Annotated in this window: 15 protein-coding genes and 1 pseudogene; 8 read left to right on the top strand and 8 right to left on the bottom strand. The window is 57.0% G+C overall.

Translation table 11 applies throughout. From position 1 onward, the window contains the following. Positions 1–236: 236 nt before the first annotated feature. The 5 genes and pseudogenes from rimO to tsaA all read left to right on the top strand — a co-directional run bounded on the left by rimO (position 237) and on the right by tsaA (position 4,495). Positions 237–1,580 carry a 30S ribosomal protein S12 methylthiotransferase RimO gene (gene rimO / locus ACP7E4_RS22700; RefSeq protein WP_426117787.1) on the top strand — a complete coding sequence of 448 codons (1,344 nt, stop codon included), beginning with the start codon at positions 237–239 and terminating at the stop codon, positions 1,578–1,580. A 114-nt stretch (positions 1,581–1,694) separates the two neighbouring features. Then, positions 1,695–2,111 (top strand): annotated as a pseudogene (locus tag ACP7E4_RS22695) (GNAT family N-acetyltransferase); the annotation flags it as partial. A gap of 309 nt (positions 2,112–2,420) precedes the next feature. Further along, the gene (locus ACP7E4_RS22690; RefSeq protein WP_065834840.1) at positions 2,421–3,131 is read left to right on the top strand and encodes an rRNA pseudouridine synthase; all 711 of its coding nucleotides are present in this window, start codon (positions 2,421–2,423) and stop codon (positions 3,129–3,131) included. Between the two features lie 79 nt (positions 3,132–3,210). Then, on the top strand, positions 3,211–3,672 hold the full coding sequence (locus tag ACP7E4_RS22685; RefSeq protein ID WP_426117786.1) for a DUF1456 family protein: 462 nt from the start codon (positions 3,211–3,213) through the stop codon (positions 3,670–3,672). Positions 3,673–3,790: 118 nt separating this feature from the next. Continuing rightward, positions 3,791–4,495: a tRNA (N6-threonylcarbamoyladenosine(37)-N6)-methyltransferase TrmO gene (gene tsaA / locus ACP7E4_RS22680; protein ID WP_426117785.1), complete on the top strand. Its 705-nt coding sequence runs from the start codon at positions 3,791–3,793 to the stop codon at positions 4,493–4,495. 125 nt (positions 4,496–4,620) lie between these two features. On the opposite strand, the gene fpr is transcribed toward tsaA, so the two are convergent. Further along, positions 4,621–5,400 (bottom strand): ferredoxin-NADP reductase, encoded by a 780-nt coding sequence (fpr, locus tag ACP7E4_RS22675; protein WP_002554680.1) that lies wholly within the window; start codon positions 5,398–5,400, stop codon positions 4,621–4,623. Between the two features lie 122 nt (positions 5,401–5,522). Here fpr and ACP7E4_RS22670 point away from each other — a divergent pair, with 122 nt between their 5' ends. Beyond that, positions 5,523–6,461, top strand: a complete 939-nt coding sequence (locus ACP7E4_RS22670) for a LysR family transcriptional regulator (protein ID WP_426117784.1) — start codon at positions 5,523–5,525, stop codon at positions 6,459–6,461. A 27-nt stretch (positions 6,462–6,488) separates the two neighbouring features. On the opposite strand, the gene ACP7E4_RS22665 is transcribed toward ACP7E4_RS22670, so the two are convergent. The 3 genes from ACP7E4_RS22665 to ACP7E4_RS22655 form a co-directional block, all read right to left on the bottom strand. Then, on the bottom strand, positions 6,489–6,854 hold the full coding sequence (locus tag ACP7E4_RS22665; protein ID WP_331151270.1) for a diacylglycerol kinase: 366 nt from the start codon (positions 6,852–6,854) through the stop codon (positions 6,489–6,491). An 84-nt stretch (positions 6,855–6,938) separates the two neighbouring features. Beyond that, positions 6,939–7,586, bottom strand: coding sequence for a response regulator transcription factor ErdR (erdR, locus tag ACP7E4_RS22660; RefSeq protein WP_426117783.1), 648 nt, complete (start codon positions 7,584–7,586; stop codon positions 6,939–6,941). Positions 7,587–7,831: 245 nt separating this feature from the next. Next, positions 7,832–8,542 (bottom strand): tRNA-uridine aminocarboxypropyltransferase, encoded by a 711-nt coding sequence (locus tag ACP7E4_RS22655; RefSeq protein ID WP_426117782.1) that lies wholly within the window; start codon positions 8,540–8,542, stop codon positions 7,832–7,834. A gap of 253 nt (positions 8,543–8,795) precedes the next feature. Here ACP7E4_RS22655 and ACP7E4_RS22650 point away from each other — a divergent pair, with 253 nt between their 5' ends. Further along, positions 8,796–9,206, top strand: a complete 411-nt coding sequence (locus ACP7E4_RS22650; RefSeq protein WP_065834833.1) for a quorum-sensing-regulated virulence factor family protein — start codon at positions 8,796–8,798, stop codon at positions 9,204–9,206. 239 nt (positions 9,207–9,445) lie between these two features. After that, positions 9,446–10,561, top strand: coding sequence for a TIGR00730 family Rossman fold protein (locus tag ACP7E4_RS22645; RefSeq protein ID WP_426117781.1), 1,116 nt, complete (start codon positions 9,446–9,448; stop codon positions 10,559–10,561). Here ACP7E4_RS22645 and recX read toward each other — a convergent pair whose 3' ends face one another. From recX to ACP7E4_RS22625, 4 genes are all read right to left on the bottom strand, one after another. Continuing rightward, positions 10,562–11,029 carry a recombination regulator RecX gene (recX, locus tag ACP7E4_RS22640; protein WP_426117780.1) on the bottom strand — a complete coding sequence of 156 codons (468 nt, stop codon included), beginning with the start codon at positions 11,027–11,029 and terminating at the stop codon, positions 10,562–10,564. A 6-nt stretch (positions 11,030–11,035) separates the two neighbouring features. Then, complete coding sequence (gene recA / locus ACP7E4_RS22635) at positions 11,036–12,103, bottom strand: recombinase RecA (protein WP_020289447.1); 1,068 nt, start codon at positions 12,101–12,103, stop codon at positions 11,036–11,038. Between the two features lie 93 nt (positions 12,104–12,196). Continuing rightward, positions 12,197–12,697: a CinA family protein gene (locus ACP7E4_RS22630; protein WP_426117779.1), complete on the bottom strand. Its 501-nt coding sequence runs from the start codon at positions 12,695–12,697 to the stop codon at positions 12,197–12,199. Positions 12,698–12,767: 70 nt separating this feature from the next. After that, positions 12,768–13,001 carry a hypothetical protein gene (locus tag ACP7E4_RS22625; RefSeq protein WP_426117778.1) on the bottom strand — a complete coding sequence of 78 codons (234 nt, stop codon included), beginning with the start codon at positions 12,999–13,001 and terminating at the stop codon, positions 12,768–12,770. Positions 13,002–13,022 lie beyond the last annotated feature (21 nt).

The following is a 13,022-nucleotide window of genomic DNA, read 5'->3' as shown; positions in this document are numbered from 1 at the left end:
TGAGCTATCGATACTTATTACGTGCCATCGAAGCCGGTAAATCCGACACATCCCGTAACGCCGCGAAGCATAGCGCAGCACTCGTCGTAATTCTCTGCATAAAGCTGGTCAATCGCAGGACTGGCCGCTAGAATTGCGCACTTTTTGACCAGAGGCGCACGTATCCGCTACCGGATGCCAACGCCCAGCCGGTGTTCAGGCCATTTGCCGAAGCACCACTTACGCCGAGGTTCGCCATGTCCACCGTTATCACGCCTTCCGCCCCGAAGGTCGGCTTCGTTTCCCTGGGTTGCCCAAAGGCCCTGGTGGATTCCGAGCGTATCCTCACCCAACTGCGCATGGAAGGCTACGAAGTGGTCGCAACCTATCAGGATGCTGACGTCGTTGTCGTCAACACCTGTGGGTTCATCGACAGCGCCAAGGCTGAATCCCTGGAAGTGATCGGTGAAGCCATTGCCGAAAACGGCAAGGTTATCGTGACCGGCTGCATGGGCGTCGATGAAAGCGTCATTCGCAATGTGCACCCCAGCGTGCTGGCCGTGACCGGGCCGCAGCAGTACGAGCAAGTGGTCAACGCCGTCCACGACGCCGCGCCGCCTAACCTGAATCACAACCCGCTGATCGACCTGGTGCCGCCGCAAGGCGTCAAGCTGACCCCGCGCCATTACGCGTATCTGAAGATTTCCGAAGGCTGCAATCACAGCTGCAGCTTCTGCATCATCCCGTCGATGCGCGGCAAGCTGGTCAGCCGTCCGGTGGGCGATGTGCTTGATGAGGCGCAGCGTCTGGTCAAGGCCGGGGTCAAAGAGCTGCTGGTGATTTCCCAGGACACCAGCGCCTACGGCGTCGATGTCAAATATCGTACCGGCTTCTGGAACGGCGCGCCGGTCAAGACGCGCATGACCGAACTGTGCCAGGCCCTTAGCTCACTGGGCGTCTGGGTTCGCCTGCACTATGTGTATCCGTATCCGCACGTCGATGAGCTGATTCCGCTGATGGCTGCCGGGAAAATCCTGCCGTACCTGGATATCCCGTTCCAGCACGCCAGCCCGAAAATCCTCAAGTTGATGAAACGCCCGGCCTTTGAAGACAAGACCCTGGCGCGCATCAAGAACTGGCGCGAACAGTGCCCGGACCTGATCATCCGTTCGACCTTCATCGTCGGCTTCCCGGGTGAAACCGAAGAAGACTTCCAGTACCTGCTTGAATGGCTGACCGAAGCGCAACTCGACCGCGTCGGCTGCTTCCAGTATTCACCGGTTGAAGGCGCTCCGGCCAACCTGCTGGATGCACCAATTGTTCCGGACGAGATCAAACAGGATCGTTGGGATCGCTTCATGGCCCATCAACAGGCCATCAGCGCAGCGCGCCTGCAAATGAAGATCGGCAAGGAAATCGAAGTATTGATCGATGAAGTCGACGAGCAAGGCGCCGTTGGCCGCTGCTTCTTCGATGCCCCGGAAATCGACGGCAACGTCTACATCGCCCTCGAATCTGGCAGCCAGGTCAAACCCGGCGACAAGATCATGTGTCGCGTGACCGATGCCGATGAGTACGATCTGTGGGCGGACTTGCTCTGATCGCCTGTTTGTAGCCTCAACTAAAATCAGCCCTGCCCTTCAAACGGCGGGGCTTTTTATGGGTCGAACAGACTGGCGACTTTCCTTTGCACAGCGGCCAGACGGAGCCAAGCCATGCAATACCAGCATCACGAGATTTTCATCCCCAACAAGAACGAATACCCGAAACTGACGCAGGTCTGGGAGGACTCGGTCCGTGCCACTCACGACTTTCTTCCCGACTCGTATATCTCGATCCTCAAGAGCCTGCTGCTCTCGCGGTATCTGGATAGCGTCACGCTGTTCTGCACTCGCGATGGACACATGAACATTACTGGCTTTGCGGGTGTAAGCAGGACCAAGCTGGAGATGCTTTTTATCGACCCAGACCATCGCGACAAGGGCCTGGGAAAACGTCTGCTCGCCCATGCCGTCGAACACTTTGGTATAGAGGAGCTGGACGTCAACGAGCAGAACCCGCAGGCACTGGGTTTCTATCTCAAGCAAGGTTTCGAAGTAGTCAGCCGCACCGAAGTGGATGGCCTGGGCCGATGTTGCGCATGCGTTTGCGCGACGGGGTCAAACCGCAGGACCGGCTTTAGCCGGGAAGCGGCCGGTACATTCTCAGTAGTTGCGTCGTCACGCCTTCCGCCCTCCCGGCTAAAGCCGGTCCTACGGATCCTGTGTGCTGGCCGACATCGCGATGTTCCCGAAACCTGGGTATACCGCTTCGCGAGCAAGCTCGCTCCCACACAAGTTGGCTCCTGCGCACTGATTCCAGCCCATTTGTAATGTTGCCGCGATTAACCGGGCTTGCACGGGTACAATGAGCGCCTTTCTCTCAAGTAACGGCTCTTTGTCATGTCAGAACCCATCCGCCTCTCCAAACGTCTTATCGAGCTGATCGGCTGCTCCCGTCGGGAGGCTGAGCTGTACATCGAAGGCGGCTGGGTCACCGTGGATGGCGAAGTCATCGAAGAACCGCAGTTCAAGGTCGACACGCAAACCGTTGAACTCAGCCCGGCAGCCAAGGCCGACGCCCCGGAACCGGTCACGATCATCCTGCACAAACCAGCTGCCATGAGCGATGCCGATGCATTGGCGCTGATCACGCCAGGCACTCTTTCTGAAGAGCACAGCTTCGGCAAGCGTCCGCTCAAAGGGCATTTCCTGCGCCTTGAACCCATTTCAACCCTGCAGGCCAATGCCAGCGGTTTGATGGTGTTCAGCCAGGACTGGAAAATCCTGCGCAAGCTCACGGATGACCGCAGCAAGATCGAGCAGGAATACATTGTCGAGATTACTGGCGATATGGTTGCCCACGGCCTGAATCGTCTGAATCACGGCCTGACCTACAAGGGCAAAGAATTGCCTGCGGTCAAAGCCAGCTGGCAGAACGAAAACCGCCTGCGCTTCGCCATGAAAAACCCGCAGCCCGGCATCATTGCCCAGCTCTGTGAAGCCGTGGGCGTGAAGATCGTTTCGGTGCGCCGCATCCGCATCGGCGGCGTGTCGATGGGCAAGTTGCCCGAAGGCCAGTGGCGCTACATGACCAGCAAAGAAAAGTTCTGATCAACGCACCACCTCATTCAGTGCCGCAGCGGCTAGCTCCTACGGCGTAACACCCGTCTTACCAGGACTCGAACACACCATGATGAACAATGACGTACTGCGCAGCGTGCGCTACATGCTTGATATCAGCGACGGCAAAATCGTCGATATCGTCAAGCTCGCAGGCTTCGAGATTACCAAGGCCGACGTGATCGCCTTCATGAAGAAAGAAGACGAAGAAGGTTATCTGGATTGCAGCGATGAAATCATGGCGCACTTCCTTGATGGCCTGGTGATCTTCAAGCGCGGCAAGGACGATAGCCGTCCGCCACAAGCGGTTGAACTGCCAATCACCAACAACACGGTTCTGAAAAAGCTGCGAGTTGCCTTCGAACTCAAGGAAGAAGACATGCACGCCGTCCTCAAGGCTTCTGAGTTCCCGGTGTCCAAGCCTGAGCTGAGCGCCCTGTTCCGTAAATTCGGCCACAGCAACTACCGCACCTGTGGCGACCAGCTGCTGCGCAACTTCCTCAAAGGCCTGACCTTGCGGGTTCGCGGCTGATCCAGACTGCATTCTTGATCCCAGACTTGTAGGACCGGCTTCAGCCGGGAAGGCATTCTCCCGGCTGAAGCCGGTCCTATGGAAGGACATTCAATTGCGATGACTGGCCGGAACCCTCATGCCTGATTCCTACAACGTCTCTCCCATCGGCTACGTGCGCTCCTGCTTCAAGGAAAAGTTCGCCATCCCGCGCCAGCCGCAGCTCGCGCCGGCGGCTCGCGGCGTGCTGGAACTGGTGGCGCCATTTGATCAGGGCGACGCGGTGCAAGGTCTGGAACAGGTCAGCCATGTCTGGCTGTTGTTCCTGTTTCATCTGGCACTGGAAGACAAGCCTCGCTTGAAAGTGCGCCCGCCGCGCTTGGGCGGCAATCAATCCATGGGCGTGTTCGCCACTCGGGCGACCCATCGCCCGAACGGCATCGGCCAGTCAGTGGTCAAGCTGGACAAGGTTGAAGCCGGACGACTGTGGTTGTCCGGCATCGACTTGCTGGACGGCACGCCGGTGCTGGACATCAAACCCTACGTGCCTTACGCCGATAGCGTCCCCACCGCGAGTAACACCATCGCCAGTGCCGCGCCTGAGCTGATCCCGGTTCAGTGGGCGGATGACGCGCTGCGTCAGGCCCGTGAACACGCGCTGCGTCTGGGCGAGCCACTGGTTGAACTGATCGAGCAATGCCTGGCTCAAGACCCGAGACCGGCTTATCAAGTGCCAACGCCTGAACGTCGCTACGGCGCGCAGCTCTGGGATCTGGATGTGCGCTGGCATTATCCGCAAGCCGGGCTGATTCGCGTGCTTGAGGTCGTTCCGGTCACAACCTGAGTCGCAGCCGACAAACGTCTCCCACAAAAAAACCGCCTGGTCCGTGACCCCCAGGCGGTTTTTTCGTCACAAGCGCGATGTACCTTGCAGTACATCCCGCGTTGTAATTCAGCTGCGCACGTCGCTTACTTCTCGACGAACGCACGCTCGATCAGGTAATCACCCGGCTCGCGCATACGCGGCGAAACGGTCAGGCCGAAGCTGTTGAGCACTTCGCTGGTTTCGTCGAGCATGCTCGGGCTACCGCACAACATCGCGCGATCGTCCTGAGGATTGATCGGCGGCAGACCAATATCGCTGAACAGCTTGCCGCTGCGCATCAGATCGGTCAGACGGCCTTCGTTTTCGAAAGGCTCGCGGGTAACGGTCGGGTAGTAGATCAACTTGTCACGCAAGGCTTCACCGAAGAACTCGTTCTGCGGCAAATGCTCGGTGATGAATTCGCGGTAGGCCACTTCGTTCACGTAACGAACGCCATGGCACAGGATGACCTTTTCGAAACGCTCGTAGGTTTCCGGGTCCTGGATGACGCTCATGAACGGCGCCAGGCCAGTACCGGTGCTCAGCAGATAAAGATGCTTGCCCGGCTTGAGGTCGTCCAGCACCAGCGTACCCGTAGGTTTCTTGCTGATGATGATCTCGTCGCCTTCTTTCAAATGCTGCAGCTGCGAGGTGAGCGGACCGTCCGGCACCTTGATGCTGAAAAACTCGAGATGCTCTTCCCAGTTCGGGCTGGCAATCGAATAAGCGCGCATGAGCGGGCGGCCATTGGGCTGCTGCAGACCGATCATGACGAACTGACCGTTCTCGAAACGCAGACCTGGGTCGCGGGTGCACTTGAAACTGAAGAGCGTGTCGTTCCAGTGATGGACGCTAAGGACACGCTCGTGGTTCATGTTGCTCATGTACGTAGGAACTCCTGAAATTTCACCCGCGCCGGGTAAGAGCGCTATTGCGCGATATTCTAGTGGCAGACACAATATCTGTTAACTGGATTATCAAGATATAGGTTATCGGTTATATAGATATGCGATTTACTCTACGTCAACTCCAGGTCTTCGTCGCCGTCGCACAACAGGAAAGTGTTTCCCGTGCGGCCATCCTGCTGTCCCTGTCGCAATCAGCGGCGAGTACCTCCATAACAGAGCTGGAACGCCAATCCAGCTGCCAGTTGTTCGACCGTGCTGGCAAACGCCTGAGCCTCAATGCCACCGGCCGCCAGTTGCTGCCGCAGGCCGTGGCGCTGCTGGATCAGGCCAAGGAGATCGAGGACTTGCTCAACGGAAAATCCGGTTTCGGCTCACTGGCGGTCGGCGCGACGCTGACTATCGGTAACTACCTGGCAACCCTGCTGATCGGCAGCTTCATGCAGCGCCACCCGGAAAGTCAGGTCAAGCTGCACGTACAGAACACCGAGCATATCGTGCAACAAGTCGCTCACTACGAAATTGATCTAGGTCTAATTGAAGGCGACTGCACGCATCCGGACATCGAAGTACAACGCTGGGTCGAAGACGAACTGGTGGTGTTCTGTGCGCCGCAGCATCCTTTGGCCAAGCGTGGCCATGCCAGTCTCGATCAGCTGACCGAAGAAGCCTGGATCTTGCGTGAGCAGGGTTCCGGCACCCGCCTGACCTTCGACCAAGCCATGCGCCATCACCGTAACGCACTTAATGTGCGATTGGAGCTGGAACACACCGAGGCGATCAAGCGTGCGGTGGAATCAGGATTGGGGATTGGTTGTATTTCCCGGCTGGCCCTGCGCGATGCGTTCCGGCGCGGCAGCCTGGTAGCCGTCGAAACGCCGGAGCTGGACCTGATCAGGCAGTTTTATTTCATCTGGCACAAGCAGAAGTATCAAACCTCCGCCATGCGCGAATTTCTCGATCTGTGCCGCTCATTCACCACGGGCATCCGCCGCAGCGATGAAATCGTCCTGCCGAGCATTTATCAGGCTGACGCCTAAGCGGCCTGGACTGGCCTGGGCTGCGCTTCAGCCCAGCAGAATCAAGCCCCAGACCACGGCGATCATCCCCAGGGCAATGAACTGCGCGGCGCTGCCCATGTCTTTGGCATTCTTCGAAAGCGGATGCAATTCCAGGGAAATCCGGTCGATCGCGGCTTCTACGGCAGAATTGAGCAATTCTACGATCAGCGCCAGAAGGCAGACGGCGATCAACAAGGCATGCTCGGCCTTGCTGACGTGAAACAGAAAAGACACGGGAATCAGGATCACGTTCAGCAATACCAACTGCCGAAAAGCCGCCTCGCCTTTAAAGGCAGCGGTGAGGCCGTCAAAGGAATAACCAGTGGCATTGAAGATACGTTTGAGGCCGGTTTGGCCTTTGAAAGGAGACATAGATAGGCTGCTGCTTGAATAGAAAAGGCGAAGTTAATTCAGGACAAGTCAAAAAAGCGTGAACCCATGGCGCAGCTTACGCAATCAGTTTGGTGAAATAGATTCCAGTTGTTGCAGAAGCAGCGCGGCCTGAGTGCGGGTTCGCACGCCCAGCTTGCGGAAAATCGCTGTCACATGCGCCTTGATGGTCGCTTCGGAGACGCTCAGTTCGTATGCGATCTGCTTGTTCAGCAAGCCTTCGCAGACCATGGTCAGCACCCGGAACTGCTGTGGAGTCAGACTTGCAAGGCCGGCACTGGCCGCTTTGGCTTCAGCCGAAACACTGACCGGTTCATTGACCTGCGCTGGCCACCAGACGTCGCCTTCGAGAACCGTGCGCACGGCTTGCTGAATGGTTTCCAGGGAGCTGGATTTAGGAATAAACCCGCTGGCGCCGAACTCCTTGGAGCGTACAACAATCGACGCTTCTTCCTGAGCGGAGACCATCACCACGGGAATCTGCGGGTACTGCCCGCGTAACAGCACCAAGCCGGAAAAACCGTAAGCCCCCGGCATGTTCAGATCCAGCAGAACCAGATCCCAGTCGGTCTTTTCACCCAAATGAGTTTCAAGCTGAGCAATGCTGTCGGCTTCTACCAACCGGACATCCGGGCCGAGGCCGATGCTCAATGCCTGATGCAGCGCGCTGCGAAATAGCGGATGGTCATCGGCAATCAGGATTTCGTAGGTCATTGGGTGATCCTGTTTTTATAGGAGCAGCGATCCGATCGCGGCTCAGCAAGGCATTCGAAAATGCCAGCAAATGCTCGTTGGGCGACACAGCACATTCGACGCAAACCCACAAAAACAAGCGTCCAATCCTTTATGCGGCGCCAAGCATGCCCAGCGAAGCCGGGGTGGTCAAGCGCCATCCTTGGTGAAACGTTATTGCATATTGTGCACTTATCTTCAGCGGGCGGGCGCCGCAGATCAGCTATCTATATAAAAGCTTTCAGGTGAGTGTGGGCGGCGTCCTGCGCGTCAATAGGGTTTTGAAACTTGGCCCCCAGATAATGCGCAGTGAACACGTCCAGATATGCATCCAGAACGCCACTGGCGTGGGTATCGCCCGCCAGCTCCAGACACAGCGCCGCGACTTCAGCCGTGCAGAAATGATCGTCGCGCTTGGAGCGGCGCAGTCGGTAGCGAGACAGCTGCTCCGATTCCAGACTCAGCACGGGAAAACGCTCCAGATAAGGGCTCTTGCGAAACATCTTGCGGGCCTCGGGCCATGTCGCATCCAGCAAAATAAACAGCGGACGCTTGCCTGTTTCGAAGACCACTTCGCTGACCACCCGCTCCTGCGAGACAAACTCACCGGGGAACACGATATACGGCTGCCACTGCGGGTCATCCAGCAACGCCAGCAGATGCGGATTGACCTCGACGCGGGACCAGCCAAATGCGTGGGTGTCTTTGATCACGTCGGCAATCAACCAGCCGGTGTTGGTCGGCTTCAAGGGCTCGGTGTCATACATCAACAGACACACGGCCGACATCGCGGGCACGTTCGGTTTCCAGGCGCACAGGCAATAATCGGAAATCACCCGACAGCCAGGGCAACGTGGCGCGCGTGAGCCTCGGGCAATGAACGGCTTGGTACTTTGCGCCAGGCGTTGATCGCGCAGACGGGAAACGGCATGGCTCATGGCTGAGCGCACCGATGGACAGAAGGCATTGACACTGGGTTGCCCCGAGGAGGTAATAAGTTGTCGCAGTTTACCAGAGCTGGACGGCCTGCCGCTGAGCTGTCCTGTCAGGAATCCGTTTTCGGCCTAGGAGCTGTATCGGCTCGTCCTCTATACTTCGCCCCCGCTGAAGCATCTGCATCTGGCAGCCTGCTTAGTGAACGTACTTTTAAGTTTCCGGTCCAACGGCCAGTCACTGAATCAGGAGAGTTTAATGCTGCGCCTTATCGTTCCCACCCTTACGCTGTTGCTCGTTGCTCCGCTGTGCGCCAATGCGGCGTCCAAGCAGGAGTTCGAACTGAGCAAAATGCTTGAAAAAGTCGCGAAGGAAAGCAGCGTCGGTACACCACGGGCGATCAACGAAGACATTCTCGATCAAGGCTACACGGTTGAAGGCAACGCGCTGATCAACCACCTGAGTGTGCGCGAAGGGCAGGCACAACAGATGCGCGCCAACCCGGATGCCGTGCGCAATCAACTGGGCAATAGCGTTTGTCACAACAATGGCTATCGTCAGCTGATGACCAAAGGCGCGGTGCTCAAGTACCAGTTCACCGAGTACAAGACCAATCGTCCGGTCACCACCCAGATGTTCAAGGCAACCGACTGCGCCGTGAAGAAGTAACTGATCCTCGTTGGTAACAGGTGGAGCGCAATGCTTGCTCAGCGGCGCGCCACCTGACAGAGTTCTCCCCTGCAGACCATCTTGTTCTGTGCGCAACACATCCTCATAAATCATTATTCCGACGCAGACAATCGTTGCCAGCTTCAATGCTATAAGCACATCATCGAAATGAGCCAGGCTTCCTGTTCGAACGATCAGCTTTGATCAGGATGATGATTTTGCGCATGGAGAAGCTTTGAATGCCTTACGTACCGAATGACCTTCTTTCAACACACTTTCAGGGCGACGGTGCTGACCTTGCCAGGCAAATTGAAGAACAGATCAAAGTCGTAGCCCCCGACAGCCCGAATCTTCCGCTTTACCGAGACATGATGTTGACCGTGCTGCGCATGGCTCAGGATGATCGCAGTCGCTGGAACGCGAAGATCACCCTGCAGACCTTGCGCGAACTGGACCATGCATTTCGCACCCTCGATCAATTCAAGGGGCGGCGCAAAGTAACAGTCTTCGGCTCTGCGCGGACGCCTGCCGAACACCCTATGTACAACCTGGCCAGAGAACTTGGCCAGGTATTGGCGCAAGCAGACTTAATGGTCATCACCGGCGGCGGTGGCGGCATCATGGCTGCTGCCCATGAAGGAGCTGGTCGCGAGCACAGCCTGGGTTTCAATATCACCCTGCCCTTCGAGCAACATGCGAATCCGACGATAGAAGGCACCAGCAACCTGCTGCCTTTCCACTTCTTCTTCACCCGCAAGCTGTTTTTCGTCAAGGAAGCGGACGCGCTGGTTCTTTGCCCTGGCGGCTTCGGTACTCTGGATGAAGCACTGGAAGTTCTAACCCTGATCCAGACCGGCAAAAGCCCGCTGGTGCCTATCGTGCTGCTCGATGCACCTGGCGGAGGCTTCTGGCAAGGCGCGCTGGATTTCATCAAGGCTCAACTGGAAGCCAATCATTACATTCTGCCCAACGATATGAAGCTGCTGCGACTGGTTTACAGCGCTGAAGAAGCGGTCGAAGAAATCAACCAGTTCTACAAAAACTTCCATTCAAGTCGCTGGTTGAAAAACAAATTTGTCATTCGCATGCATCACTCTCTCAGCGAACCGGCGATGGAACATATGCAGGAAGCGTTCGCCGACTTGCGCCTGGCTGAAGGTTTCCATCAACACTGCTATGCAGGAGAAGAACATGATGAGGCGCAATTCAGCCATCTGACCCGGCTTGCCTTCACCTTCACCGGGCGCAATTACGGCCGCTTGCGAGAGTTGGTCGACTATATCAACCAGCCGGAAAACTGGGTTGGTACCGACAGTCACCTACGTCAGCAGCATGCATCGGTAAACGTCAGCTAATCAGTCGTCCCCGCCACGGCCGCTAAGCAAGCGGCCGATCAAATCCAGCGGATAGCCCCGATAACTCAAAAACCGGCCTTGCTTGGCGCGCTCTCGGGCATCTATGGGTAAATGCCCGGAAAATTTCCGCTGCCAGGTTTCCTGAAGCATCTCTTGCCAATCAAAGCCGCATTCCCGCAATGCCTGTTCAATGTCCCCACGCTGCAAGCCGCGCTGGCTGAGTTCTTCACGAATGCGCAAAGGCCCGTAGCCCGAGCGCGCACGATAGGAAACAAAGCTTTCAAGGTAGCGGGATTCAGACAGCAGCCCTTCTTCCGTCAGGCGGTCCAGGGCCGGGTCGATCAATTCGGGAGGTGCGCCGCGCTGACGCAGTTTACGCGTCAGCTCGACACGACCGTGCTCGCGGCGCGCGAGCAGGTCCATTGCAGTTCGCCGGATGGCGACGGGTGTATCGAGTATCGCAGACATGAACTATCAGATATCGACGTCAGCTTCAGCCATATCAGCAGCCGGAGCGACAGCAGGACGTGAACCTTCAGCCTTGGTGTCGACGCCTGGAGTCAGCAGTTTGTCGCGAATCATCTTCTCGAGCGCCGCACCGACTTCAGGATTATCCGCCAGGTACTTGGCCGAGTTGGCTTTACCCTGACCGATCTTGCTGCCCTGATAGCTGTACCACGCACCGGATTTCTCAACGAAGCCATGCAGCACAGCCAGATCGATGATCTCGCCGTTCAGGTAAATACCCTTGCCGTAAAGAATCTGGAACTCGGCCTGACGGAACGGCGGAGCCACCTTGTTCTTCACAACCTTGACGCGGGTTTCGCTACCAACGACTTCGTCGCCTTCCTTCACGGCACCTGTACGACGAATATCCAGACGTACCGAAGCGTAGAACTTCAGCGCGTTACCACCCGTAGTGGTTTCCGGGCTACCGAACATCACACCGATCTTCATGCGGATCTGGTTGATGAAGATAACCAGGCAGTTGGCGTTCTTGATGTTACCGGTGATCTTGCGCAGTGCCTGAGACATCAGACGAGCCTGCAGACCAACGTGCATGTCGCCCATCTCGCCTTCGATCTCGGCCTTTGGCACCAATGCTGCCACGGAGTCGACCACGATCACATCGATCGCATTCGAACGCACCAGCATGTCGGTGATTTCCAAGGCTTGCTCGCCGGTGTCCGGCTGCGAAACCAGCAGGTCATCGACGTTTACGCCCAGCTTGCCGGCGTATTCAGGATCGAGTGCGTGCTCTGCATCGACGAACGCGCAGGTTGCGCCCATTTTCTGGGCCTGAGCGATAACCGAAAGGGTCAGCGTGGTCTTACCGGAAGATTCCGGACCGTAGATTTCAACGATCCGGCCTTTAGGCAAGCCGCCGATACCGAGTGCAATATCCAGACCGAGCGAACCGGTAGAGATAGAAGGAATCGCCTGGCGGTCATGGTCACCCATGCGCATTACGGCACCTTTACCGAATTGACGCTCGATCTGACCCAAGGCCGCAGCCAAGGCTTTCTTCTTGTTCTCGTCCATTGAAGTCCTCACGTAATCAAATTCAATTAGGGGCCTGATGGCCACAACACCTGTATAAGTAGACAGTATTATTCCACAGGGTTGAGCGCGCGCCTACCCCTGTGTTGGTATTTCTGCTTGAGCAAGCGCTATCAGCCCCTCTAGCGCGGCCTTTACCGTTTGTCGGCGTACATCGTCGCGATTGCCGTCGAACTGGCGCCGCTCGGAAATGAGCGTTCCTCCATTCCCCCAGGCCAGCCAGACCGTGCCCACCGGCTTGTCGATCGAACCGCCGTCAGGCCCCGCGACACCACTGACCGCGACGGCAAACTGCGCGTTGCTCTCGACCTGCGCGCCACGCACCATCGCTTCGACAACTTCCTGGCTGACGGCGCCGACTGTGGTGAACAGCTCGTTTGGCACTCCAAGCTGCCAAAGCTTCTGCCGATTGGAATAAGTGACATAACCCGCTTCAAACCAGGCGGAGCTCCCGGAAATCCGCGTAATGGCCTCGGCGATGCCGCCTCCGGTGCAGGATTCAGCGGTGGTCACCTGGGCATCCAGCGCTTTCAGATGTTTGCCGAGGTTTGCGGCAAGCTGAGTGATCTCGTCCAACACATTTCTCCTTCATTGCTCGCGCCTTGAATGGGAACGGCTGCGCAGACAACCGTTCCTTCGTAATCCATCAAGATTCTTTCTTTTTCGGGCACGCTGGTTTTTTGATGGTTTCAACCGTGGTTTCCCTCGGCCGACGCTTGGCTTCCTCAATGGGAATGAAGCGCCCGCTACCTGAATCCCTTCCACGCTTATCAGCCATATAAAATTCCTTTTTATAAGAGCCAGCACTCTGTTGGCTGGCAACGCTACGAAGTCTATACAGCGATTTCGCTTCTGTGATCGCCCGGAAACGCAAAGTCACGAATCAGCCGCCACGCAGCGG

The sequence above is a fragment of the Pseudomonas sp. DSP3-2-3 genome (assembly GCF_049898225.1).
Taxonomy (GTDB): Bacteria; Pseudomonadota; Gammaproteobacteria; order Pseudomonadales; family Pseudomonadaceae; genus Aquipseudomonas.
Note: the sequence above shows the minus strand (reverse complement) of the source record. Positions and strands in the feature narration are given on the sequence as shown.